24 protein-coding genes and 1 riboswitch are annotated in these 25,005 nt (G+C 28.0%); of the genes, 2 read left to right on the forward strand and 22 right to left on the reverse strand.

The genetic code is table 11. From position 1 onward, the window contains the following. Position 1: 1 nt before the first annotated feature. The 18 genes from CKV72_RS10675 to CKV72_RS10760 all read right to left on the reverse strand — a co-directional run bounded on the left by CKV72_RS10675 (position 2) and on the right by CKV72_RS10760 (position 19,051). Positions 2–1,204 carry an FtsW/RodA/SpoVE family cell cycle protein gene (locus CKV72_RS10675; protein ID WP_089863304.1) on the reverse strand — a complete coding sequence of 401 codons (1,203 nt, stop codon included), beginning with the start codon at positions 1,202–1,204 and terminating at the stop codon, positions 2–4. Positions 1,205–1,225: 21 nt separating this feature from the next. After that, positions 1,226–1,660 (reverse strand): FHA domain-containing protein, encoded by a 435-nt coding sequence (locus CKV72_RS10680; protein ID WP_095178249.1) that lies wholly within the window; start codon positions 1,658–1,660, stop codon positions 1,226–1,228. Positions 1,661–1,755: 95 nt separating this feature from the next. Further along, positions 1,756–4,578, reverse strand: coding sequence for an excinuclease ABC subunit UvrA (uvrA, locus tag CKV72_RS10685; RefSeq protein ID WP_095178250.1), 2,823 nt, complete (start codon positions 4,576–4,578; stop codon positions 1,756–1,758). A 176-nt stretch (positions 4,579–4,754) separates the two neighbouring features. Continuing rightward, positions 4,755–6,740: an excinuclease ABC subunit UvrB gene (gene uvrB / locus CKV72_RS10690; RefSeq protein WP_089863298.1), complete on the reverse strand. Its 1,986-nt coding sequence runs from the start codon at positions 6,738–6,740 to the stop codon at positions 4,755–4,757. A gap of 2 nt (positions 6,741–6,742) precedes the next feature. Then, positions 6,743–8,053, reverse strand: a complete 1,311-nt coding sequence (locus CKV72_RS10695; protein ID WP_095178251.1) for a PDZ domain-containing protein — start codon at positions 8,051–8,053, stop codon at positions 6,743–6,745. A gap of 18 nt (positions 8,054–8,071) precedes the next feature. Next, a complete protein-coding gene (locus CKV72_RS10700; RefSeq protein WP_089863294.1) occupies positions 8,072–9,271 on the reverse strand; it encodes a S41 family peptidase in 1,200 nt (399 codons plus the stop codon). A 152-nt stretch (positions 9,272–9,423) separates the two neighbouring features. Then, positions 9,424–10,314: a permease-like cell division protein FtsX gene (ftsX, locus tag CKV72_RS10705; protein ID WP_095178252.1), complete on the reverse strand. Its 891-nt coding sequence runs from the start codon at positions 10,312–10,314 to the stop codon at positions 9,424–9,426. Continuing rightward, positions 10,304–10,990: a cell division ATP-binding protein FtsE gene (gene ftsE / locus CKV72_RS10710; RefSeq protein ID WP_095178253.1), complete on the reverse strand. Its 687-nt coding sequence runs from the start codon at positions 10,988–10,990 to the stop codon at positions 10,304–10,306. The genes ftsX and ftsE overlap by 11 nt, the downstream gene beginning before the upstream one ends. A 182-nt stretch (positions 10,991–11,172) precedes the next feature. Next, on the reverse strand, positions 11,173–12,027 hold the full coding sequence (locus CKV72_RS10715; protein WP_095178254.1) for a YitT family protein: 855 nt from the start codon (positions 12,025–12,027) through the stop codon (positions 11,173–11,175). A 51-nt stretch (positions 12,028–12,078) separates the two neighbouring features. Then, a complete protein-coding gene (locus tag CKV72_RS10720) occupies positions 12,079–12,435 on the reverse strand; it encodes a type II toxin-antitoxin system PemK/MazF family toxin (protein WP_095178255.1) in 357 nt (118 codons plus the stop codon). Next, the gene (locus tag CKV72_RS10725; RefSeq protein WP_095178256.1) at positions 12,395–12,715 is read right to left on the reverse strand and encodes a CopG family ribbon-helix-helix protein; all 321 of its coding nucleotides are present in this window, start codon (positions 12,713–12,715) and stop codon (positions 12,395–12,397) included. The genes CKV72_RS10720 and CKV72_RS10725 overlap by 41 nt, the downstream gene beginning before the upstream one ends. A 107-nt stretch (positions 12,716–12,822) precedes the next feature. Next, positions 12,823–13,986 carry an alanine racemase gene (gene alr / locus CKV72_RS10730; protein WP_095178257.1) on the reverse strand — a complete coding sequence of 388 codons (1,164 nt, stop codon included), beginning with the start codon at positions 13,984–13,986 and terminating at the stop codon, positions 12,823–12,825. 18 nt (positions 13,987–14,004) lie between these two features. Next, positions 14,005–14,613 carry a germination lipoprotein GerS-related protein gene (locus CKV72_RS10735; RefSeq protein WP_095178258.1) on the reverse strand — a complete coding sequence of 203 codons (609 nt, stop codon included), beginning with the start codon at positions 14,611–14,613 and terminating at the stop codon, positions 14,005–14,007. 91 nt (positions 14,614–14,704) lie between these two features. Beyond that, on the reverse strand, positions 14,705–16,198 hold the full coding sequence (locus CKV72_RS10740; RefSeq protein WP_095178259.1) for an NAD(P)H-hydrate dehydratase: 1,494 nt from the start codon (positions 16,196–16,198) through the stop codon (positions 14,705–14,707). After that, entirely contained in the window at positions 16,195–16,578 is a 384-nt protein-coding gene (gene acpS, locus CKV72_RS10745; protein WP_089867940.1) for a holo-ACP synthase, read from the reverse strand. The genes CKV72_RS10740 and acpS overlap by 4 nt, the downstream gene beginning before the upstream one ends. Before the next feature lie 57 nt (positions 16,579–16,635). After that, positions 16,636–16,989 (reverse strand): DUF6514 family protein, encoded by a 354-nt coding sequence (locus CKV72_RS10750; RefSeq protein ID WP_089867943.1) that lies wholly within the window; start codon positions 16,987–16,989, stop codon positions 16,636–16,638. Between the two features lie 232 nt (positions 16,990–17,221). After that, the gene (locus tag CKV72_RS10755) at positions 17,222–17,677 is read right to left on the reverse strand and encodes a COG2426 family protein (protein WP_089867946.1); all 456 of its coding nucleotides are present in this window, start codon (positions 17,675–17,677) and stop codon (positions 17,222–17,224) included. Positions 17,678–17,731: 54 nt separating this feature from the next. Next, positions 17,732–19,051 carry a Na+/H+ antiporter NhaC family protein gene (locus tag CKV72_RS10760; protein WP_089867949.1) on the reverse strand — a complete coding sequence of 440 codons (1,320 nt, stop codon included), beginning with the start codon at positions 19,049–19,051 and terminating at the stop codon, positions 17,732–17,734. A 72-nt stretch (positions 19,052–19,123) separates the two neighbouring features. After that, positions 19,124–19,226, reverse strand: a riboswitch (SAM riboswitch). Between the two features lie 163 nt (positions 19,227–19,389). Here CKV72_RS10760 and CKV72_RS10765 point away from each other — a divergent pair. Continuing rightward, the gene (locus CKV72_RS10765) at positions 19,390–20,691 is read left to right on the forward strand and encodes an FAD-dependent oxidoreductase (protein ID WP_095178260.1); all 1,302 of its coding nucleotides are present in this window, start codon (positions 19,390–19,392) and stop codon (positions 20,689–20,691) included. Positions 20,692–20,702: 11 nt separating this feature from the next. Here the strand turns inward: CKV72_RS10765 and CKV72_RS10770 are convergent, their stop codons facing one another. Next, complete coding sequence (locus CKV72_RS10770) at positions 20,703–21,494, reverse strand: YihY/virulence factor BrkB family protein (RefSeq protein WP_238021360.1); 792 nt, start codon at positions 21,492–21,494, stop codon at positions 20,703–20,705. Between the two features lie 143 nt (positions 21,495–21,637). Continuing rightward, entirely contained in the window at positions 21,638–21,760 is a 123-nt protein-coding gene (locus tag CKV72_RS12555) for a hypothetical protein (RefSeq protein ID WP_257451109.1), read from the reverse strand. A gap of 901 nt (positions 21,761–22,661) precedes the next feature. Here CKV72_RS12555 and CKV72_RS10775 point away from each other — a divergent pair. Beyond that, positions 22,662–22,931 carry an ATP cone domain-containing protein gene (locus CKV72_RS10775; protein WP_089867080.1) on the forward strand — a complete coding sequence of 90 codons (270 nt, stop codon included), beginning with the start codon at positions 22,662–22,664 and terminating at the stop codon, positions 22,929–22,931. Between the two features lie 40 nt (positions 22,932–22,971). On the opposite strand, the gene arcC is transcribed toward CKV72_RS10775, so the two are convergent. After that, entirely contained in the window at positions 22,972–23,919 is a 948-nt protein-coding gene (gene arcC / locus CKV72_RS10780) for a carbamate kinase (RefSeq protein WP_095178261.1), read from the reverse strand. Positions 23,920–24,072: 153 nt separating this feature from the next. Further along, positions 24,073–24,912, reverse strand: a complete 840-nt coding sequence (locus CKV72_RS10785; protein ID WP_095178262.1) for an MBL fold metallo-hydrolase — start codon at positions 24,910–24,912, stop codon at positions 24,073–24,075. Between the last annotated feature and the right edge of the window lie 93 nt (positions 24,913–25,005).

The raw sequence follows: 25,005 nt of genomic DNA on the forward strand, positions 1-25,005 counted from the left end.
TTTATCTGCCCTCTTCTGATATTTTCTGAATTATTCCCAAACTAATAAATGTACTTAACATAGAACTTCCTCCATAGCTTACTAAAGGCAATGTTATGCCTGTAAGAGGTATCATGTTAATTACTCCACCTACTATAACTAATGTTTGACATGCTATCATAGAACTAAATCCAACTGTCATAAGTCTAGAAAACTTATCATCTGCATATAATGCTGCTCTCATACATCTATAAAATAAAAGAATATACAATATAATTATAGAAAAACCTGTTAGCATGCCTAGCTCTTCACATATTATAGAAAAAATAAAATCTGTAGTTATTACAGGTATATATTCTGGGAATCCCTTTCCCAAACCTACTCCTAAAAGTCCTCCTGATGCAATTGCAAATAACGATTGAACAACCTGAAAACTTTTATCTGTAGCATAAGGCCATGGATCTTTCCATATTAAAAACCTTAACTTTACATGGTCAAATAAATGATAACTTATAAAAGCTCCTATACCAAAAAGTCCAAAACAAGTTGCTACATATTTTATTTTAGAAGTAGCCATATAAAGCATAGTTACTGATATTCCAAAGAACATTAATGCACTTCCTAGATCTCTTTGAAGCACCATAAATCCTAAAGATACCATAACTATAATAGCTGGTTCTATTAGATGTTTGAAATTCTTATAATCTTTTAAGGATGAAGCCAAATAAGCTATTAAAAATAGTTTACCAAACTCCGAAGGTTGAAAAGCAAAGCCGCCTATGTTTACCCAATTTTTAGCTCCATATAATACCTTTCCAAAAAGTGTACCCATACTCATAAAAACTATAGTTAATATCATATATAGATACTTGTATTTACTAAAACTTTTTAAATCTGGTAGTATTACAACTATTAGTATAAATGTTGTAACTCCTACAGCAAACCATATTATTTGTTTTATAGACGTAGCTTTGTCTAATCTATACAACATTATTATTCCTATTATTGCTAATATACTAGAAAAAATAAATATAAACTTATCTCCGTCAGAAAAGAACTTTCTTATTATGAAATAAGAATATCCTATTAATAGGCAGGTAACTGCTCCCATAGCAATAGCACCCTTATCAAAGTCCTTATTTAACATAGCTAGATTCAAAAATCCCACTATACATAATAAATAAGTTAAAAGTAATAATTTTCTTTCATCTCTACTGGATTTCAAATAGTGTCACCACCTAATTACTTAATCAATAAACTTTAGTACAGTATTTCCTAATTTAACTATATCTCCAGATTCTAAATACTTTTTTCCATTTATCTTTGTATTATTAACAATTGTACCATTAGTGCTTCCTAAATCCTCTATTATATAATTATTATTTCTAAGATAGATTCTTGCATGGAATGAGGATATATATGGATCATCTATTATAAATGTGTTTTGTGCATTTCTTCCTATGCTTAACTCTCTTCTAAGTGGAATAACTCCACCTTTTTTAAAACTTGAATTATACCCTGGTTCTAATATTTCAAGTCCCACCACTTTCCTTCTATCTCTTTTACCTTTATTTCCTGATTTTATATCTTTATTCATTATTCTAAGGGCCGTAAAAATTATTAAGTAAATAATTACTATCATTATAATTGTTATAATACTATTAATTTTATTTAAAAGCATAGTTTCACCTTCTTTTTTACTATATATTTAATAATATATACAAATATTATATTAAAAGACTAGCATCTTCAATATTTATGCTAGTCTAAAATAAATTATAGCATTTTTTTTAAATAATGTCCCGTATAGGAATGTATATTCCTGCTGATTTCTTCTGGTGTTCCTGTTGCTATTACTTCTCCTCCTTTTACTCCTCCTTCTGGTCCTAAATCTATTATATAATCTGCTGATTTTATAACATCCAAATTGTGTTCTATTATTATAGCAGTATTTCCTCCATCCACAAGTCTTTGAAGAATATCTATAAGCCTATTTACATCATCTATATGTAGTCCTGTAGTTGGCTCATCTAATATATACAAGGTCTTTCCTGTACTTCTCTTTGAAAGCTCTGAAGCCAATTTTATTCTTTGAGCTTCTCCTCCTGATAGTTGAGTTGAAGGCTGACCTAATTTTATGTATCCTAATCCTACATCCATTAATGTCTGCAATTTATTTTTTATTTTAGGTATATTAGTAAAAAAATCTATAGCTTCTTCTACTGTCATATCTAATATTTCACTTATATTCTTATTTTTATACTTAACTTCTAAAGTCTCTCTATTATATCTTTTCCCTTTACATACTTCACAAGGAACATAAACATCTGATAAAAATTGCATTTCTATCTTTATAATTCCATCACCTTTACATGCTTCACATCTTCCACCCTTTACATTAAAGCTAAATCTTCCAGGTTTATATCCTTTCATTTTTGACTCCGTTGTATTTGAAAATACTTCTCTAATTCCATCAAAAACTCCAGTATATGTAGCAGGATTAGATCTTGGTGTTCTCCCTATAGGGCTTTGATCTATATTAATTATTTTATCTATATTCTCTACTCCTAATATTTCTTTATGAGCTCCTGGATGTTCTTTACTATTATTCAATTTTTTATTTACACCTTTGTACAGTATTTCATTTATTAACGTACTCTTACCAGAACCTGATACCCCTGTAATACAAGTAAAAGTTCCAAGTGGAAATTCTACGTCTATTTCTTTTAAATTGTTTTCCTTTGCTCCCTTTACAGTTATATATTTGCCGTTTCCTTCTCTTCTTTTCTCTGGTATATTTATTTTTTTCTTACCTACTAAATATTGTCCAGTTATAGAGTTTTTGGTTTCCATTATAGTTTTTAAATCTCCAGCTGCTACAATTTCTCCACCATGTTCTCCTGCTCCTGGTCCTATGTCTACAATATAATCCGCAGCTCTCATTGTATCTTCATCGTGTTCTACAACTATTAATGTATTTCCTAAATCTCTCAACTTCTTTAAAGTCGCTATAAGTCTATCATTATCCCTTTGATGCAGTCCTATACTAGGTTCATCCAAAATATATAAAACTCCTACAAGACTGGATCCTATCTGAGTAGCTAATCTAATTCTTTGAGCCTCTCCACCTGATAAAGTCCCTGACATTCTAGATAAATCTAAATAGTCTAATCCTACATCTATTAAAAACTGCAATCGGTTCTTTATTTCTTTTAATATCTGATCACTAATTATTTTATCCTTATTTGAAAGTGCTAATTCTGATAAGAATTTCAATTCCTCTTTTATAGACATTTTACAGAACTCAAATATATTTTTTCCTCCAACAGTTACCGCTAATGCCTCTGGTTTTAATCTCGCCCCTTTACATTTTGGGCAAAAATTATCACTCATATAGTTTTCTATATTATCTTTTATGTAATTAGAATTTGTCTCCATGTATCTTCTTTTTAACGTATTCATTAATCCTTCAAAAGTATGATTGAAATCTACAACTCTACCATCCTTTTTATGTCTTACTCTAATTCGTTCTTCTTTTGTTCCGTATAATAACATATTGTATATTTTATCATCTAGCTCTTCTATTGGAACACTTAATGAAAAGTTATATTTCTTAGATAAAGCTTTTAATATGCTAAAGGTCCATGAATCCTCATTTAGCACAGTATTAGCCCAAGGTAAAATTCCACCTTCCAATATACTTTTTTTCTTATCTGGTATTACTAATTTTTCATCTATTTCTAATAATGTACCTAATCCATCACAGTAATCACATTTACCAAAAGGTGAGTTAAAAGAAAATAACCTAGGTGATATTTCATCTATACTTATACCACAATCTATACATGCAAAATTTTCACTAAATAAAATATCTTCTTTATCAATAACATTTATAATCACTACTCCTTCGGATAATTTTAAAGCTATTTCTATAGAATCCGCTAACCTACTTCTTATATCTGGCTTTATTATTATTCTATCTATAACTGCTTCTATTGTATGTTTCTTATTCTTCTCTAATTTTACATTCTCTTCTTGCAAATCTATAATTTTTCCATCTATTCTAGCTCTAACATATCCGTTTTTTACAATGTCTTCTATTACTTTAACATGCTCTCCTTTTCTTCCTTTTATGATAGGTGCCAAAACTTGTATTTTGGTTCTTTGTGGCATCTGCAATATCTTATCTATCATTTGATCTACTGTTTGTTGTTGTATTTTTTTACCACATTTAGGACAATGAGGTTTTCCTATTCTAGCATAAAGTAATCTAAGGTAGTCATATATTTCTGTTACTGTTCCCACTGTAGAACGTGGATTTTTACTAGTAGTTTTTTGATCTATAGATATAGCTGGAGAAAGTCCCTCTATATATTCTACATTTGGCTTATCCATTTGCCCTAAAAATTGTCTAGCATATGCCGACAGAGATTCTACATATCTTCTTTGTCCTTCTGCATATAATGTATCAAAAGCTAATGACGATTTACCAGATCCTGATAAACCAGTAAATACTACAAATTTATCTCTTGGTATTTCTAAATCTACATTTTTTAAATTGTGTACTTTTGCTCCTTTTATAACTATTTTATCTCTCATAATTATCTCCTTATATAGTTAAACATTCTCTAAAAGCAAACATACATTTGCTTAACTCTATTTTAAAGTTAGCATTAATCATTGTCAAACTAAATATTTGTAAATTTAATTTTATATAAAAAATCATAAGGGAGCTATCACCTCAAAATAATTATTGAAGAAATAACCCCCTAATTTTAATTTTTTAATAGCTGTTTTTTTAATTTTTGAATTATATCCCTATAATGAGCTGCCTTTTCAAATTCTAAATCCGATGCAGCTTTTTTCATATCAATTTCATATTTAGATATTAATTCTTCTAAATTCTCATTATCAGCATTAATTGCCTCTTCTAAACTATTATACTCTACATCTTCTTCTACTACTTTTGTAGCTTCTATAACATCTCTTATATCTTTCATAATAGTTTTGGGAACTACATTATTTTCTTTATTATATTCCATTTGAATAATTCTTCTTCTATTAGTCTCTTTTATAGCCCTATCCATAGATTTAGTTATATTATCTGCATACATTATTACTTTACTTTCTGAGTTTCTAGCAGCTCTTCCTATAATCTGAATTAATGATCTATCAGATCTTAAAAATCCTTCTTTATCTGCATCTAATATAGCTACTAATGCAACCTCGGGTATATCCAATCCTTCTCTAAGTAAATTTATTCCAACTAAAACATCAAATTCTCCTAATCTTAATTCTCTTATTATCTTCATTCTTTCAATTGTATCTATATCTGAGTGTAAATACCTTGTTTTTATATTCATTTCTTTAAAGTACTCGGTTAAATCTTCTGCCATTTTTTTAGTTAATGTAGTTACAAGTACTCTAAATCCTTTTTCTATTGTTTCCATTATATTTGTATATAAATCATCTATCTGTCCTTTTATTGGTTTAACAATAATTTCTGGATCTAAAAGTCCTGTAGGTCTTATTATTTGCTCCGCTACATTAGAAGACTTTTCTAATTCAAAGTCCCCTGGAGTGGCACTTACAAAAACCACCTGATTTAATTTACATTGAAATTCATCAAATTTCAATGGCCTATTATCATAGGCAGAAGGAAGTCTAAATCCATAGTTTACTAAATTATCTTTTCTAGATCTATCTCCACCATACATACCCCTAACTTGAGGTAATGTTACATGGCTTTCATCTACAAATAACAAAAAATCTTCTGGAAAATAATCTAAAAGAGTTTGCGGTGGAGTGCCAGGAGCTCTTCCATCCAATATTCTAGAATAATTTTCTATGCCACTACAATATCCTAACTCTCTCATCATTTCTATGTCAAAATTTGTTCTTTGTCTTATCCTCTGTGCTTCTAAAAGTTTGTCTTCCTTTATGAATTCTTCTACTCTAACCTCTAGTTCCTCTTCAATATTTTTAATTGCTACTTCTAACCTTTCCTTTGAGGTAGCAAAGTGAGAAGCTGGAAATATGGATACATGATTTCTTTTTCCAATAATCTCCCCAGTTAAAGAATCGAATTCTCTAATCTTTTCTATTTCATCACCAAAAAATTCTACCCTTATTGCAGTATTAGATGAAGATGCTGGAAATATATCTAGTACATCTCCCCTAACTCTAAAGGTTCCCCTTACAAAATTTATTTCATTTCTTTCATACTGTATTTCAACAAGTTTCTTTAATACTTCATCTCTATCCTTTTCCATACCCTCTCTTAAAGATATAGTCAAATTCTTATACTCCTCTGGATTACCAAGTCCATATATGCAGGATACAGAAGAAACTATAATAACATCTCTTCTTTCTAATAATGCTGAGGTAGCAGAGTGTCTCAATTTATCTATTTCATCATTTATAGAAGCATCTTTTTCAATATATGTATCTGTTTGCGCTACATAAGCTTCTGGTTGATAATAGTCATAGTAAGAAACAAAATACTCAACAGCATTTTCTGGAAAGAACTCTCTAAATTCAGAGCAAAGCTGAGCGGCTAATGTTTTGTTATGAGCTAATACTAACGTTGGTTTCTGAACTTCTTCAATTATTTTTGCCATGGTAAAAGTTTTACCAGATCCAGTTACTCCTAGTAGAGTTTGATATTGTTCTCCTCTTAATATTCCCTTTGAAATACTTTTAATAGCTTTAGGCTGATCACCTTTAGGTTGAAATTTTGAATGAACTTTTAGTTTATCCATAATTATTCATCACCATCTTTAAAATCATCTTTCTTTTCTTTTATTTTTTCTAATATTTCTGTAAAGGACTGTCCTACAGAATCAAGTAATTGCTTATCTTCATTTATAGTCTTAGGTATTAAAATTGCTCCTAATTTATTAACTCCATATACATTTTCTTTTAAAAGTTCCTTTACATTTCCATTATTTTTTTTAACTTTTATTTTTATAGTATCTATAATTTTTCTATTAATTATTTCTTTTATATCCAATTCAGTTTTTATATATTCATTATTTATTTCTAATAATAAATCTCCACTTTCTATTCCCATATTTTCTGCTAAAGAATTAGGTGCCACATCTAAAACCATAATTCCTTCACCATTACTTATGTACTTAGGCTCTTTTTTTACTTCCATATATTGCTGTATTATTAGCATAATTTCATGAAAAATAGGCATAGATATTATGGAGATAATTTTAATTAACATATTTTTATGTGATATTTGCGCAAATAAAAGCATAGCTAATCCATATGTCATAATAAATATTCCTGAACTTAATGCTTTCTTTTCTTTACTCTTTGTGAAAGTTATACTATTATAGCCTAAAACTCCATAAAAGGATACCAATGCAACAACAGAATTCATAAGTATTTTTTCTGGTATAGACGTATTTAATATAGGCCACCAATTTGGCATAGGGCTTCCATTTTCTATACTTAAAATGTCTATCGAATTTAACAATATAAAAAAGGCTATAGGTAAAGGCCAAAGTCTTCTTAGTGCAAATCCTCCAATTATGTTTTCTCCTTTTTTTGAAAAAATAGGTATAGCTCCCCTACTTCCATCTACCATAACTAATAATCCTTCTACTATATGTAATATTGCAACTAAAGCAATCATTGAGGGGATATTTATGTCCAAAAATTTTATTTTTTTCATCCCCATAAATGATGCTGCATAAGAATTTAGCATACTAAGTATTCCTAATATAGCTGCAGAATATGAAAAACAAATTTTTCTAGGCTTCCAACTCATCAAAAGTATAGATATTAAAAATAATACATATATTCCTGAAGTTTCATAAAATATAACCCCAAAATAAGCCATAATTATACTTGCTAAAACTCCACCAAAAATCCCAATTACTATTTGAGATATAGTAAGTTCAAAAGGGGAGTTTACTTCATCCCCTAATACAGTCTTTTGCATTAAAACAGTTTTTATATTTTTAGTATAAAGTATCACTCCTAGCAATAATAAAAGTAATAATGAATACATATCTGTTAACATATAAGCAATTGATCTTAAAGTGTACATTAAAATATTCATATTAATTTAAATTCCCTTCTATATCTTTTCTTTTACTATCTCCAAGGCTTTCTTAAATTGCGGATCTTCTTCTCTACTATAAGGTTTTTTAAGTAGTTCTTCAGGATACTTTACTTCAACATCTGGTTTTATTCCTTTTTTGTGTATATTTTCCCCATTCGGAGTATAATATTTTGAAATTGTTATTTTTAATGCTGTTCCTTCACCTGTTTCATATAGAGTTTGAACCACTCCTTTTCCAAAGGTCTTTTCTCCAACCAAGGTTCCTATTTTATAATCTCTTATTGCTCCTACAAATATTTCGGATGCACTAGCACTACCTTCATTAGTAAGAACTACCAATGGTAATCCTACATAATTTCCACCTTTAGATTTATATTTTTGCTCTGATTTATATTTATCAATTGTTGAAACAATAGTTTTTCCTCTAGGAACAAAATTAGATACCATATCTACACATTCATCTAATATTCCCCCTGGGTTACCTCTTAAATCTAAAATTAATCCCTTCATACCTTGAGACTTTAATTTATCTAATTCGCTTTTAAAATTTTTAGCTGTGTTTTCATCAAACATTGTTACCTGTATAAGTGCTGTATTTTCATCTATCATTTGTCCAGCTACAGTTTTTAAGTTTATCTTTGCTCTTTTTAAAGTCACATCAAAATTTCCTTTATCTTGCCTATACAATGTAAGTTTTACTTCTGTTCCCTCTATTCCCTTCATAAGAGATACGGCCTTATCTAACTCACTTCCACTTACTGGTATATCATTTACCTTCTCTATTTCATCCTTAGGAAGTACTCCTGCCTTTCTAGCAGGTGATTCCTCAAAAATATCTACTATAATTATTTTATCATTTTTTGCTTGAACTTGTATTCCTACTCCACTGTAATTACCTTCTGTTTGAGTATTAAAATCATCATATTCTTTTTTTGTCATAAATACAGTATATGGATCTTTTAATGAATTAGCTAATCCTTTTATAGCACCCTCTTCTAAGTCTTTTTCGTTTATTTCTCCATCATATCGTTCATATATTATATCTTTAATTTGAAATAATTTATTAAATTGCACTAGATTATTATAATCTTGTTTACTAACTACTACATTACCATTAGGCATAGCTAATGGTATAATGTTACTTCCCAAATATGTTAAAGTATTTGTAATTAATAATAATGCTATAGTCCATCCTATCCATTTTTTCTTATTCACTTTATCACTCCTTCTTATATATCATACACCTTCTGTATATAGTATAAATATATTCTTACTTTTTATAAATATTTATATGTACATATAAAATATTTATAAAACACCTTACTTTCATGTAAGGTGTTTTATAATATCTAAATGTTATTAACAAATTAAACTGCTAAGAATTTTCTTATGGATAATATACTTCCTACGGTCCCTATTAAAATACCTGCTAAAATAAATTGCCATGATATTGATGTTAATATATATGATGGATTTATAAAATCTACTAAGTATAATGCTTTAGCCATTTTAGGGTATATAGCATTATATAAATAGTAAAGAACCAAAAATCCAATTATAGCTCCTGTTATTCCAATTAATCCCCCTTCTATAACAAACGGCCATCTAATAAACCAGTCTGTAGCTCCTATGTATTTCATAATACCTATTTCTCTTCTTCTTGAATATACAGTTATTTTTATTGTATTTCCTATTAAAAATAAAGATACACCTATAAGTATAATAAACAATATCATACCTACCCATTTTATCGTCTTTGTAACAGATACAATTTTTTCAACTGTTTTCTTTCCCTCACGTATTTTTTCAATTCCATTTAAATCCTTTATTTCATCAACCACATCAGTTACCATTTCTGGATCTTTTACTTTTAATATAAATGAACTTGGTAAAGGATTTTCTTTTTCTAGCCCTTTTACTAAATCCTTATTCTCTTCACCTAATTGCTCTTCAAACTTTTTTACTGCCTCTTCTTTACTTTCATATCTAACATCTACGATTTTATCTATAGCATTTATTTTAGTTTCTAATTCTTTTTGTTGACCAATGGTTATATCATCTCTTAAAAATACAGTTATCTCTACTTTAGACTCCACATTCTTTATTACCTGCTTTACATTTAATGCTGATAACATAAATACACCAAGTATAAACAATGTAGCTGCAACTGTAGCTGCTGAAGCAAGACTTATAGTTTTATTTCTTCTTATACTTTTTAGTGAATCTGATATAAAATACTTTATACTACTAATCTTCATACCCGTATGCACCTCTCTGTTCGTCCCTTGAAATAACACCCTTTTCTAAAGCTATAACTCTTTTTCTCATACTATTAACAATTTCTTTAGCATGAGTAGCCATTAATATTGTGGTACCTGCACGATTTATATCATTTAATATGTCCATAATCTCCCATGTAGTATCTGGATCTAAGTTTCCAGTAGGCTCGTCTGCTATTAATAAAGCTGGATTATTTACTATAGCCCTTGCTAAAGATACCCTTTGTTGTTCTCCTCCTGATAGTTCATGAGGGAAAGCCTTATATTTTGTAGACAAACCAACCATAGATAAAACCATTGGGACCTTTTTCCTTATATCTCTGACAGGTGTTTCAATGACTCTCATAGCAAAAGCTACATTTTCATAAACATTTAAACTAGGTATAAGCCTAAAGTCTTGAAATACAACTCCTATCTTTCTTCTATAATAAGGGACATCTTTTCTTTTTAAATTAGTTACATCTATATTATTAACTATTACAGTTCCACTAGTTGGTTCAACTTCTTTTAATAAAGTTTTTATAAATGTGGATTTTCCTGCTCCACTTGGACCAACTAAGAAAACAAATTCTCCTTTGTCTATAGATACATTAATATTCGATAGCGCAAATACGTTATTATTATATATTTTGCTAACATTTTTAAATTCTATCATTTGTATCTCCCTTCTTTTTACATAACTAGATAAAATTTTTTAACTTTCTAAACACTAATGATATTATAGCATAATAAATAATCAATTTTACAATTAATTTGTATTAACTTATTATTAAATTTATGAATTTTTACAAGAAAATGAAAAAAGATTGCTTTATTTGCAATCTTTTTGGATATGATTTAATCTTCATTTAATAGCTCTCCAAATCCTTCTCCTAAAACCTCTCTTACTTCTCCTACGGTGATAAAAGCTCTGCTGTCTATTGTTTTTATATACTCTTTAAGTTTAATAAACTCTCCTCTATTTAAAACAGAATATAATATGTATGTTTTTTCTTTTGTATATCCACCTTTTCCTTCTATAATTGTGCATCCTCTCTCTAATTTTTCTATTATGTACTGGCTAATTAAATCATTTTTATTACTTATAATTAGTACTTGCTTGCATACATCAATTCCATCTATTATTGTATCTATTACAAATCCATTTAATATTACACCAAAAAGTGAATACATACCTACTTCAATTCCAAAGGAAAGAGCAGAAAAGATAGTAATTAAAAAATCTACTATTAATAAAGACTTTCCTATAGGCAAATGAAAGAATTTATTTATTATTTTTGCTATTATATCCGTTCCACCTGTAGATGCATTTTGATTAAATACTATTCCCATTCCTACACCAGATATTGCAACTCCAAAAATCGTAGCTAGAAATAAATCATTGGTTAGTGCTTTTTGAGCTGGTAATACAATATCTAAAAGGGCTATAAATAACGATAAACTCAAACTAGTATATATTGTTTTACCTCCAAATTTTCCACCTATACATATAATTGCTACTATGAATAATATTATATTCATTAATAAAGATAAAAACCCTAAATTAAGATATGGTATAAATTTATTTATTATTATAGCTAATCCTATAACACCACCCGCTGCAATTCTATTAGGTGCTAAAAAAAACTTAGTGGCTAAAGCTACAAATATAGTTCCAATTGTAATAAGAATATATTCTTTTTTTCTTTTCATAAATTGTTCCTCCAGCTCTTTCTTTATACAAAGAAAAGTAAGGGGAACCCCTTACTTTTCTTTTAATCCTATACTAATTAAAAGTGCCTCATCCACTTTCCGCATATCTCCATTGGTCATACGACCAATTTTTTCTTTTAATCTTCGTTTATCTAAAGTTCTTATTTGTTCTAAAAGAACTACTGAATCTTTATTTAACCCATATTCCTCTGAAGAAATTTCAACATGGGTTGGTAACTTAGCTTTATTTATCTGCGATGTTATGGCCGCTACTATAACTGTAGGGCTATATCTGTTTCCCACATCATTTTGTATTATAATGACAGGACGTATGCCCCCTTGTTCCGAACCAACAACAGGGCTTAAACTAGCATAATATATATCTCCTCTTTTCACTATCGTTGTCATCGGACCAATCACTCTCCGAAAGCTTCGCTTCATATTCTTTTAAATTATTAATATCACTTGCAAAGCCTACCTCTGCAATTTCTAAATTTAATTTACCCATTTCAAGGTAACCTTTTTTCATTTGTTCTATTTCTCTTAGCTTTTTTTTCTCTTCTATATATAATATTATAAGTTCTCGAATAAATTCACTTCTTTTTTTAGAATCTTCTTTAAGTGTTTTATTAAATTCATTATTTAGTGTTTCTGAGAGGTTTAACCCTATCCTTTTTGAACCTGCCATCTAAATAATACCTCCTATAACTATACAAAAATATGTACAGAACAATTATACTCTCAATGCAAGTAATTTGTCAAAAGGATTTTATTATTTTGTAGAATTATTAATATTTATACATAATTTCTTATTCCAACTATATTTCCATTCCTTATATATACTCTAGGCACCCTCTTACTTATCATACAGGTTACTTCATAATTAATTGTTCCTAATAAATTTCCTATTTCTTCTGCTGTCATTTTTATGCCCTTATCTTCTCCCATAAGGATTACTTCATCTCCTATTTTCACATCTTTTATGTGACTTACATCTATCATGCACTGATCCATACATACTCTTCCTGCTAATGGAGCTAACTGTTCTTTTAATATAACTTTTCCCCCTTTATTATATAAGGATCTATTATATCCATCTGCATATCCTACTGGTAAAGTTGCTATTATGCTTTCCTTTTCTGTTTTAAATTCTCTTCCATAACTTATATACTTCCCCTTTTCCATATTTTTAATATGGACTATAGTAGTTTTTAAAGACATAACTGGTTTTAGATCTAGTCTTTCCTTATTAACTTCACTAGATGGATAATATCCATACATTATAATACCAGGCCTTACCCCTTCTAAATGTAATTCTGGCATATCTATAATGGCAGCACTATTTGCAATATGTCTTACTTTTATATCTATCCCCCTTTCTTGTAAATTATTACAAACCCAAAGAAATTTATTAAATTGTAGTTTAGTATAAGTTTTATCTTTTTCATCTGCAGATGCAAAATGAGAAAAAATTCCTTCTATTTGTATATTAGGTAATTTACTTAATCTACTAATTTCTTCTATACTTTCTTTACTAGGCAAAAAACCTATTCTACCCATACCTGTATCTAAAGCTATATGAATTTTAGCTAACATATTAGACTTTCTAGCAACATCAGATATCTGTTTTGCTATTTCATAGCTATATACAGTTTGTTCTATATTATATCTTAATGCAGTTTCAATTAAACTATCAGGAGTAAATCCTAATACCATTATAGGTGCATCTATTCCACCTCTTCTAAGTTCTATTCCTTCATTTAATACTGCAACTGCTAATCTAGTAGCTCCACTTTCTAATAAAATTGGGGCAATATCTAATGCTCCATGACCATAAGCATCAGCTTTCACTACCGCTATAATCTCTTTACTTTTACACAGATTTTTAATTTGTTGCATATTATAAGCTAATTTGTCTAGATCTATTTCTGCCCATACAGGTCTTAAATGTTTAAACATCTATTTCCACCTTCTTCATTAGTCTATGTTAAATAGTTTATCTTCAATTTCTATATTTCCTTGAAAATTTCTATATTGTACTATTATTCTTTCCTTACCCCTTTCATCAAATATTTTTAATTGTTCTGGATATTTGCCTTTTTTATCTATATATAGCTGTCCTTTTTTTATATTTCTATTTACTCCAGGAATAAATAAAGATACTACATCATAATCTATTCCACTTATTGTTTTTTCATTTATATTAATATCTTCATTTGTATACATCAAACCTATAAAATCACCTAATATACTTAATTTAAAAACTTCATCAAAATCCTTTTCTAATTTATATTTTGACTTATTTTTTAAATCTTTCACATATATTTTATCATTTTTATACAAAAAAATCCTATCTTTATCTAATTCTATAATAGTTCCAACACCTTTTTTATAGTGTTGTTTTAAATTATACTCTATTAAACCATTTTCATTTTTAAATTTTATAATACAATCACAACTATAACTTTTAAGATTTCTTATAACATCCAAGCTATCTTCACTATTATATTTTTTTATATTACAGCCATAAAAAAAAGATGTAGAATAAAAAAAGATAATAGTAAATATTATTAATGATTTTCTCATAAATTCCTCCAAGATGATAATTGTTAATCACTATTAATATTATTACTATTATCTTATTAATATTCTTATATATTAATTTTTATTAATTGACTTAAAAGTTTTTCATTACATAAGGGAATATTCTTAGCACTTCACTAGCACTTACACTGTGCATATTTTGAGAAAGTTTATCTCCACAATAGCCATGCAAAAAAGCTGCTATTGAAGCTGATTCTAATGGGTTATAACCTTGGGCTAAAAAGGATGCTATTATTCCTGTTAATATATCCCCCATTCCCCCTGATGCCATAGCACTATTTCCAGTTGAATTAACAAAAGTTTTATATCCATCTGTTATTACTGTATTATAGCCCTTTAATAGTATAATCACTTGATTTTCCCTTGCAAAACCTTTGGCAATATCAATTCTGTTTTTATTTATATCTTTAATAGACATTCCTGTTAATCTAGACATTTCTCCTGGATGAGGTGTTAATATTATAGGATTTTTAGTATTTTTTATTAACTGTAAATTACCCTTTAAACAATTTATTCCATCTGCATCTATAACTATTGGACAATTACTTCTTTCTATTACCTCTTTTAATAACTGTAATGTATCATCATTATTACCTAACCCTGGTCCTATAGCTACACTATTACTATTTTTAAGTAATTCATAAAATCTAATTTTATCCTCTACAGATGATGTCATAGCTTCATTTAATTTGCAACTTAATATATGTCCAATATTCTCATGCGTAGCTAAGGTTACAAGACCAGCTCCACTTTTTACTGTAGCTTCTGTACATAAATAAGCTGCTCCAGTAAATCCTTGAGAACCTGCAACTACTAAAGCTCTTCCATAATCACCTTTATGTCCATATTTATTTCTTATTTTTAAATTTTTTCTTACATATTCTTCTTGTAGAATAAATTCATTATTAGACATATTTTTTACTGAATTATACGGTACCCCTATATTTTCTACAATTATTTCTCCAATATAGTTATCTGCATTATAATTTAAAAAACCTCTTTTATAAGTCATTAGAGTTATAGTTTTTCTAGCAATTATACAGTTTCCCAATACTTCACCAGTATTACAATTTAATCCTGATGGCACATCTATAGATACTGTATAATCACTATTTTCGTTTATTATTGATATAACACTATCATAAATTCCTTCAACTTTTCTTGTAAGTCCTGTACCAAATATACCTTCTATAACCATATCACTTTTTTTTATACTACTTCTTAATTCTTCTATATCATCCATAGTTTCAATTAAATTTATGTTTACATCTAAATTTTTCAAAATATTATAATTCATATAACAGTCTTTACTCAATCCTTTTTCTCCGCCTACTAAAAACACTTCTATTTTTTTCCCATAAGTTAATAAATGTCTTGCTAGTGCAAAAGCATCTCCTCCATTATTTCCTTTTCCAGCTACAATAAGGAAAGATTCATTTTTATTTAAATCTAAATGATTTAGTATCTTTACTGCAGCGTTCTCCATCAAAACAATTCCAGGTATGCCAAGATTATTTATAGAATATTTATCTATTTTTTTTGTTGTAAGTGAATCTCCTATTATCATCTTACACTTTCCCCCTCTATTATTGAATAAGCTATGGCATTATCTCTACTATGAGATATACTTAAATGAATTCTAATATTTTTATAATCTTTAATTATTTCCAATGCTCCTCCCTTTAATTCTACTAAAGGTTTTCCTAGTTCGTTATTTGTAATTTCTATATCTTTTATTTTCATATTCCTAAATCCAGTTCCTAAAGCTTTTACTATTGCTTCTTTTGCTGCAAATTTTCCTGCTATAGATTCATATTTAAAATCTTTTTTCTTTAAATATTTAATTTCTTCTTCGCTAAATATTTTTTCTATAAATTTTTCATTTCTTTTTATGGCATTTTTAACTCTATTTATCTCTATAATATCTACTCCTATACCTATTATCACTTATTACACCTCTTCCAGTATCTAAATATGTAAATAAAAAAGAGGTTCTCACCTCTTTTAATTCATAGCAATTTCTTTTAATTCGTTGTCAAAGTCTTCTATATAGTTATCTATATACTCTCCTATTATATCTATTAAATGGATTGGTGATACAAAATTGTCGTATAATAATTTTAACAATTTATGTACCTTATATCTTTGACAACTTATATTTTTAACATAATCTCTTTCTATATTTATTATACTACCTTTAATTATATCTTGTCTTTCGATTTCTATGCCATATGATTGCAATTCTATAGGATTCTTATAGCCACTTAAATATATATTGCCTTTTGTCATTCTGTAAAAGTAATTGTGCTCTAATTCACCTTCTTTATAAACCTTTTTTAAATCTTCCACAACTACCATATTATACCCCCCTAAATCCTAACTTTAATATCATATTAACACTATACTCTAAAAAAACTTGTCACTTCATGATAATCATTCTTTTTATTTTATATTTATATTATGACATGAAATACTTAAAAACTTTATAAAGGCTAATGGTATTTACTACTTGTGGAAATAACTTGTATTTAATTACAATTTCACTGTCGAATTAAAAATTTCTTTGTTAAAAGTTATATAAAGATTATTCCTAATGTGGAATAAATGCGGGAAAAACTATACATGCAGCTGTAATTACAATGGCAGAAATTAATCCCCCTATCATAGCACAAAAAAATGACTTTTTAAAATCCAATCCCATAAAAGCTGCTACAGCACTGCCTGTCCATAACCCTGTTGTCGGTAATGGAATTCCAACAAATATAATTAATCCAATTTCTTTATACTTTTCTAATTTTCCGGTGTTTTTTTGAATTTTATTTTCAATAATATTATTTAAGGGTTCAAATATTTTATATTTCTTCATCCATTTAAATATGCTATTAAAAAGCAATAATATAAAAGGTACCGGTAAAAGACTGCCTATGAAACTTACTATAAGCACTAATATTGGATTCATATTATAAGCAAATATACCCATAGGTATAGCACCTCTCTGTTCTACTATGGGTACCGCTGACATTAAAAATACTGTTAATAACTCCATTGATTTTCTCCTTCATTTGTTTTATTTTTTATTATACTCTAACCTATATTATAATCAATAGCTTTTTACAGTACTAGCTTTATCTACAGTTTTAAATCTAGGTAATCCTAATATTATTGACAATAAAGCAAATATAACCATTAAATAAGGATAATATAAATATTTCATAATGGCAAATGGTGATATATTAGCTAGAGTAGAAGCTGCTAAAAGTTGCGCACCATAAGGTATAACACCCTGAGAAAAACAAGAAAATGTATCAAGTAAACTAGCTGATTTTTGAGGTTCTATATTATATTCTTTTGATATGTCTTTTGCTAACGGTCCTGCTGTTACAATAGCTATAGTATTATTAGCAGTACATATATCTACTAAAGTAACTAATAACGCTATGCTAAATTCTGCACCTTTTCTACTTTTAATCTTTCCTTTTATAAAATTTAATAAAAATTCTATTCCTCCATTAAATTTTATAATTTCTACAATCCCTGCTATAATTAGCGAAACTATAATTAATTCTGACATTCCACTAATTCCATTTGATATAGATTTGCATAACCCTACTACATCAAATGCTCCATAAACTAAGCCTATCATAGAAGAAAGAAATAATCCTGCTACTAATATTAATAATACGTTTACCCCTAATAGTGCCGAAATTAACACTAATAAATATGGCAATACTTTAATTATATTGTAGTCATAGGTTTCTTTTAATACACCATGAGTTCCTAATGTAACTAACGCGAAAATAATTGTTGTTATTATAGCTGCTGGCAAAACTATAAAAAAATTAGCTTTGAATTTATCTTTAAGTTCACATCCTTGAGTTCTTGTAGCTGCTATAGTTGTGTCTGATATCATAGAAAGATTATCTCCAAACATAGCTCCACCTACAACTGCTCCAATTACTAAAGCTACAGGTATATTTATCTTTTCTGCAATGCCTACTGCCATTGGTGAAAGTGCGACAATGGTTCCCACTGATGTTCCTATAGATAAGGCTATAAAACAAGATATTATAAATACACCAGCTATCAATATATTGCTAGGTAAAATATTTAATCCTAGATTTACAGTTGACTCCACCGCTCCCATGTCTTTAGCTACCTCTGCAAAAGCTCCTGCTAAAATAAATATTACACACATTAAAATTATTTCACTATTGCCTGCACCTTTGCAAAATATTTCTATTTTTTTATTTAAAGATTCTTTTCTATTCATTCCTATAGCTACAATAGCTGAAATCAAAAATGGTACTATTACGGATATAGAATAGAAGTCCTTAGAAATTATTGCCATGCCTGCATATAATGCTATAAATATAAGTAACGGTAACAAAGCAATGGCGTTACCTTGTAATTTATTTTTCATATATAAATCCTCCCAACTTTAATTATAAAAAAACTTCTTGCAGATAAAAGCAAGAAGTTTACATTTCTCCATCTCTTATCTATCAGGTTTTACCTGCTGGAATTGGCACCTTAAAATAATTATTTTTGGTTGCCGGGTTTCATAGGGCCAGTCCCTCCACCTCTCTTGATAAGAATCCATTATTAAATTCAAAATTCATTTTATCACATTATAGCTGTACAAGCAATATATAATTATTGTTTAATTATTTATATATTAACAATATACATTGATATACACATATTATTAATATATAATTATCATTAACTAATAACTTTTTTCATATTCGAGGTGTTGTTATGTATAAAAAATGGAAATGCTTAGTTTGTGGTGTTATATTTGATGGCGATACACCACCTAATCCTTGTCCTGTATGCGGTGCATCTTCTGATGACTTTGAAGAAGTGATAGTAAGTTCAAACAATTTTGCAGATGATTCAAAATTAAATTTTGTAATTATAGGAAATGGTGCAGCTGGATTTTATGCTGCAGATTCCATAAGAAATAGAAATGAGAACTGTAATATCACTATAATATCTAAAGAAAATACAAATAGTTATTACAGGCCACTACTATCAGAATACTTAAGCAAAGAAAATTTGCCATCTAACTTTTATTTATCTAAGGAAAATTGGTTTAAAGAAAAAAATATAAATCTCATTTTGAATACTGCTGTTACTGATATTAATCCTATTGATAAAAAAGTAATATTATCTAATAGCAAAATATTAAACTATGATAAATTAATATTAGCCAACGGTGGACATAATTTTATTCCACCTATTAAAGGTACAAATAACGATGGAGTATTTACATTAAGAAATCTAAAAGATGCTGAAAATATTAAAAACTATGCTAAAAAAGCTAAACATGCTACCGTCATTGGTGGGGGATTACTAGGACTAGAAGCTGCTTGGGAATTAAAAAACATAGGTCTAGATGTTTCCGTTGTGGAGTTCTTTAACAGATTGCTTCCACGTCAGCTAGATGAAAAGGCCAGTAAAATTTTTCAAAAATCTATTGAAAAATCTAATGTGAATATGATTCTAGATGATTCTCTTGTTGAAATTTTAGGAGATGCTTCTGTAAAATCTATTAAATTAAAAAGCGGTAAAGAAATAAAAACTGATATGGTTATATTTTCAGTTGGCATAAGAGCTAATAAAGAATTAGCAGAAAACTGCGGGTTATCAACTAATAACGCTGTAATAGTAAATGAAAAAATGGAAACAAATATCAACGATATTTACGCTTGCGGTGATATAGCTGAATTTAATGGTAGAAATTATGGGAACTGGCCTGCTGCAGTTCAAATGGGTAAAGTTGCTGGCGCTAATGCTGCTGGAGATAACTTAACATTTAAAGACTTTGTTTCTGCTGTTATTTTCAGAGCTATGAACACTAAGATGTTTGCTTGTGGTAATTGTTCTGATAATATGGTTAGTATAACCTATGAAAATCCTCAAAATAACACATATAAAAAATTATTTTTTGAAAAAGACATACTAGTTGGTGCTACTTTGCTAGGTGATATATCTTCATCAGGTAAATTAGTTGAACAAATTAAAAATAAAACTTCCATAGATAATATAATTAAATAAATATATAAGGGCTACTTTCTAGCCCTTATTTTAATACTTTCATGAATAGATATGAATGCATTTAATTCTCCACCTAAAATTATAATAATAGAAGTTAAATATAACCATACCATAAGAACTATAACTGCTCCAATACTTCCATATACTCTAGAATAATTTGCAAAATTATTTACATAGTATGAAAAAATAAATGAGGATAAAAGCCATCCAACTGTAGCAAATATAGCTCCAGGCATAACTTCTTTCCACTTTAATTTTCTACTTGGAATAAACTTATATATTAAAGCAAAAATTATTATTAAAGATATCAATATTATTATGTATCTAATAATATTCCATGTTAAATAAAATAAACTACCCATCTTAAATTTTTCCAATAAATATAATCCAATTAGTTGACCAAATACTAGAAAAAGCACAGTAATTATTATTAGAAAGCCTAAACTCAAAGTGCTTAATATGGATATTAAAAATACTTTAGGCAATGATCTCTTTTCTTTTTCATCATAAGCTTTGTTTATTCCCTTTATAACTGCTCTAAATCCAGTAGATGCTGTCCAAACCGTAAATATAATACTAAAAGATAATAAGTTACTATCTCTTGTACTTAATACTTCTATAACCGTATTATATACTAATTCATACGCGCTATTAGGCAATATACTTTTTAATTCTAATAAAATATATTCATTATCTATAGAACTAAATCCTAATAATGTCATTAAAAAAATCAAAAATGGGAAAAATGACAATAATAAACTATAAGATAACTGTGATGCTAAAGCTGGTACCTCATCTTCCATAATCTTATTTATTATATTTTTTTTATCTACAGTTACTCTATCTTTTACTCTGTCTTTCAAAAGCCTCACTTCCTAAACAATTTAAATAAATAAAAAATCATAAGTAAACTTTACTTATGATTAGACTCTAGCTAAAACTATTATTATTTTATCATACTTTGCTGACTTATAGCAGAAAAACTATTTTCTATTATTTTAGGTACTGTCATACCTAGCATAGTTATTAATATTATCAAAAGAACAATGTTTGAAAGCTTCTTTAACATACCCCATCACCTTTACATATTATTATTGTTTATATTTTATATAATAATACATAAAAGTTACAATTATATAAATCTAATCTTAATAAATTCTTAAAATAAAAATTTTGCGTCATAAAATTTTTATAGAGGACAATTGACAGAGGACAATGAAGGATGATTTTCTTCCTTACGTCAGAAAATCTTTAATCTTATTAGTTATAATTGAAAATGGAGAATGGAAAGTGGAAAATGATTGACAACTTTTCTCCATTAACATTACGAAAAGTTTTTAATTTTATAAGATCTTTAGGTTTAGCTAAAGATAAACCTTTTTTATATTAGACAAATCTAAAATATCCGTAATTCTCCATTCTCCAATTTCCATTTTCAATTATATCTAAATTGACATTTTTATTGATGGCTCGTTTAGCAAAGCTAAACATCGCTTTAGCTCATATAAAAGTTCATATAATCAAAGATTTTTTGTAACAAAGTGAAAAAAATCCTCAATAATTATTCATTGTTCCCTGTTCATTATTCATTAATCAACGGCAGCCTATCGGCTTACGACACAGTCGCTAGATTAATAGCAAATAATTAAAATAAATTATTATATAAAGATTAATTTATTTTAAATCTCATCAGGTTTTATAAAATTAAAATTTTTTCGTAATGACAATGAAGAAAAAATATCTATCATTTTCAATTTTCAACTTTCAATTTTCAATTATATTATAAAATTAAAGATTTTCTGTAGCAAGGCGGAAGAAAATCTTCCTTCATTGTCCTATGTCAATTGTCCTCTGTCCTCTGTTAAAAAAATTACATCGTAATTTTTTTATGTTGCGAAGCAAACCTATATAATATCCATACATTTTATGATAGAATACTATATAAACATATTTAAAAAGGAGGGCTTTCAGTGTATATATTAAAAAAAGATGGACGTAAAGAAAAGTTTGATATTAATAAACTGAGAAATAGCATGATAAATGCTTCTAATGAAATAAATACACCTTTAAATGAATCTGATCTGAATTTATTAACTAAATGCATAATAAATATACTTTTATCTATTAATGAAGAAATTGTCTCTAGCTACACAGTATTTGGTGTTACAACAGAATGTTTAAAAAAGAATGGCTTTAGAGAAGTGGCAAGAAGATATACAGATTATTCCATAGCAATATAATAATAAGGTCTAAGACTTTAAAATCTTAGACCTTATTGTTTCAGGATTTTTTTACTATAGTTCCTGCCTTTCCTTCTATAGCTAATTCTGCTTTATCTAAAGCACATATAATTGAAATTCCATTTGTTTTTTTAACAAATTCTACAGCAGACTCAACTTTTGGAAGCATACTTCCTTTGCTGAATTCACCATTTTCTATATATCCCTCTAATTCTTCTACCGAGACTTTTCCTAAAGCTTTTTGATCTTCTTTTCCATAATTTATACATGCATTTTCTACATCTGTTAATATTATAAACATATCTGCTTCTGCTTGTTCAGCTAATTTACAACCACTTCTGTCTTTATCTATTACTGCCTCTACCCCTTTATATGTACCATCTTCACATTTTACAACAGGTATTCCCCCACCACCACAAGCTATAACTATATTTCCTTCTTCTATAAGCTTCTTTATAGATTTTTTTTCAACTATACTTACAGGATTAGGTGAAGGAACTACTCTTCTCCATCCTCTATTAGCATCTGATTTTAGTATCCATTGTTTTTCTCTCATTAATTCTTTAGCTTGGTCTTCACTATAAAACATACCTATTGGCTTAGTTGGATTTTCAAAAGCACTATCTTTTTCATCTACTTCTACTCTAGTTACAAATGTAACCACTGGTGTTTCTACTCCTAAGTTTATAAGTTCGTTCATCATAGATTGTTGTATCATATAACCAATAAATCCTTGACTTTCAGCACTACACACATCCATAGGCATTGGCGGTATTACAGATGCAGCTTCTTCATTTTGTCTTATTATATTACCTACTTGAGGTCCATTGCCATGGGTAATTATTAATCTATGTCCCTGTTTCACAAGTTTTGCTAATACTTCACAACTAATTTTAACATTATTTAATTGATTTTCATAAGATGCAAATTGTCCTGGTTGTAATATAGCATTTCCTCCTAATGCTACTACTATGGTTTTTTTATTCATAGTTCTCCCCCTTTTATTAATATTAACGGGTCCACCTTTTAAGTCTGCTTCTTAAATTTTCTCTTTTTCTATTTTAATTATACTTATGATACTTTGCAACTAATATTTTAAAATTCATCTAATTTTTTTAATTTTAGGTGAATCCTACTTGTTCTATAAATATATTTTTTTACCTGTATAAATGTAATCTATTTTATCTTCCAATATTGTTTTTAAATATATATACCCTTGTTCTCCAGTACAATGACCTGTATATACTTTTTCTATATCCTCTTCTAATATCTTTTCAGCTATGCGCTTTATTTGTTGATTATCATAAGAAACATTTCTATCTAATGACATTATCATAAGATGAAATCCCCCTACTATAGCTTTTATTTTTTCTTCTTGGAAAATCTTTTTTACAGTTTTTATCATATTTAATATTCCACTATGAGCACAACCTGTAAAAATTACTATACCCTCTTCTTCTCTTATAGCTAATATAAGTTCATGTTGAAAATTATCATTTTCATAGGTTTCACCATTTTTTATGTATAAACTCTGATTTTCCTGTGGCATAGTGTCCTCTTTTTTTATATCCGTTATAATAAAGACATCTTTATAAATTTCTGTAAACTTATCTATAAAAATCAATCTATGGTTATAATCTTCAAATATTGATTTATCTAAACCTATATATCTTTTATTTTCTCCATAACAAGAATACATATCTTGTTTTGTTTCTTTCTTTAAATATACTTTTGCTTTACGATTTATTTTTAAAAAATCTAAAAGGCCTCCTCCATGATCATAATGTCCATGGGATAAAATAACCATATCTATGTCCTCAATATCTACATTTAATTTTTTAGCGTTTTCTATAACTTTGTTAGATTTCCCAATATCCATTAATATCTTTTTGTTGCCTTTTTCTATGTATAAACTTAAGCCATGTTCTTTAAATAAGTCATTATCTTTTGATGTATTTTCAATCAATGTAACTACTTTCATTTTTCCACCCCACTTTTAAACTTTATTTAAATAATTATAACATAACAAAACTTTGCAAAAATAAAAGAAGGCTGAAAATTCAACCTTCTTTAC

Origin of the sequence: Clostridium cochlearium (genome assembly GCF_900187165.1) — a bacterium.
Classification (GTDB): Bacteria; Bacillota; Clostridia; order Clostridiales; family Clostridiaceae; genus Clostridium_G; species Clostridium_G cochlearium.

What these genes read in the sequence shown, in the direction of transcription:
- CKV72_RS10680 (WP_095178249.1), bottom strand. Translation starts at nt 1,660, where the DNA reads ATGCTTTTAAATAAAATTAATAGTATTATAACAATTATAATGATAGTA.
- CKV72_RS10765 (WP_095178260.1), top strand. Translation starts at nt 19,390, where the DNA reads ATGTATAAAAAATGGAAATGCTTAGTTTGTGGTGTTATATTTGATGGC.
- CKV72_RS10770 (WP_238021360.1), bottom strand. Translation starts at nt 21,494, where the DNA reads ATGGAAGATGAGGTACCAGCTTTAGCATCACAGTTATCTTATAGTTTA.
- CKV72_RS10750 (WP_089867943.1), bottom strand. Translation starts at nt 16,989, where the DNA reads ATGGTAGTTGTGGAAGATTTAAAAAAGGTTTATAAAGAAGGTGAATTA.
- ftsX (WP_095178252.1), bottom strand. Translation starts at nt 10,314, where the DNA reads ATGAAGATTAGTAGTATAAAGTATTTTATATCAGATTCACTAAAAAGT.
- uvrA (WP_095178250.1), bottom strand. Translation starts at nt 4,578, where the DNA reads ATGAGAGATAAAATAGTTATAAAAGGAGCAAAAGTACACAATTTAAAA.
- ftsE (WP_095178253.1), bottom strand. Translation starts at nt 10,990, where the DNA reads ATGATAGAATTTAAAAATGTTAGCAAAATATATAATAATAACGTATTT.
- CKV72_RS10720 (WP_095178255.1), bottom strand. Translation starts at nt 12,435, where the DNA reads ATGACAACGATAGTGAAAAGAGGAGATATATATTATGCTAGTTTAAGC.
- CKV72_RS10715 (WP_095178254.1), bottom strand. Translation starts at nt 12,027, where the DNA reads ATGAAAAGAAAAAAAGAATATATTCTTATTACAATTGGAACTATATTT.
- CKV72_RS10755 (WP_089867946.1), bottom strand. Translation starts at nt 17,677, where the DNA reads ATGGAGTTATTAACAGTATTTTTAATGTCAGCGGTACCCATAGTAGAA.
- CKV72_RS12555 (WP_257451109.1), bottom strand. Translation starts at nt 21,760, where the DNA reads ATGTTAAAGAAGCTTTCAAACATTGTTCTTTTGATAATATTAATAACT.
- CKV72_RS10735 (WP_095178258.1), bottom strand. Translation starts at nt 14,613, where the DNA reads ATGAGAAAATCATTAATAATATTTACTATTATCTTTTTTTATTCTACA.
- CKV72_RS10740 (WP_095178259.1), bottom strand. Translation starts at nt 16,198, where the DNA reads ATGATAATAGGAGATTCACTTACAACAAAAAAAATAGATAAATATTCT.
- CKV72_RS10760 (WP_089867949.1), bottom strand. Translation starts at nt 19,051, where the DNA reads ATGAAAAATAAATTACAAGGTAACGCCATTGCTTTGTTACCGTTACTT.
- arcC (WP_095178261.1), bottom strand. Translation starts at nt 23,919, where the DNA reads ATGAATAAAAAAACCATAGTAGTAGCATTAGGAGGAAATGCTATATTA.
- alr (WP_095178257.1), bottom strand. Translation starts at nt 13,986, where the DNA reads ATGTTTAAACATTTAAGACCTGTATGGGCAGAAATAGATCTAGACAAA.
- CKV72_RS10695 (WP_095178251.1), bottom strand. Translation starts at nt 8,053, where the DNA reads ATGAATATTTTAATGTACACTTTAAGATCAATTGCTTATATGTTAACA.
- CKV72_RS10785 (WP_095178262.1), bottom strand. Translation starts at nt 24,912, where the DNA reads ATGAAAGTAGTTACATTGATTGAAAATACATCAAAAGATAATGACTTA.
- CKV72_RS10725 (WP_095178256.1), bottom strand. Translation starts at nt 12,715, where the DNA reads ATGGCAGGTTCAAAAAGGATAGGGTTAAACCTCTCAGAAACACTAAAT.
- uvrB (WP_089863298.1), bottom strand. Translation starts at nt 6,740, where the DNA reads ATGGATAAACTAAAAGTTCATTCAAAATTTCAACCTAAAGGTGATCAG.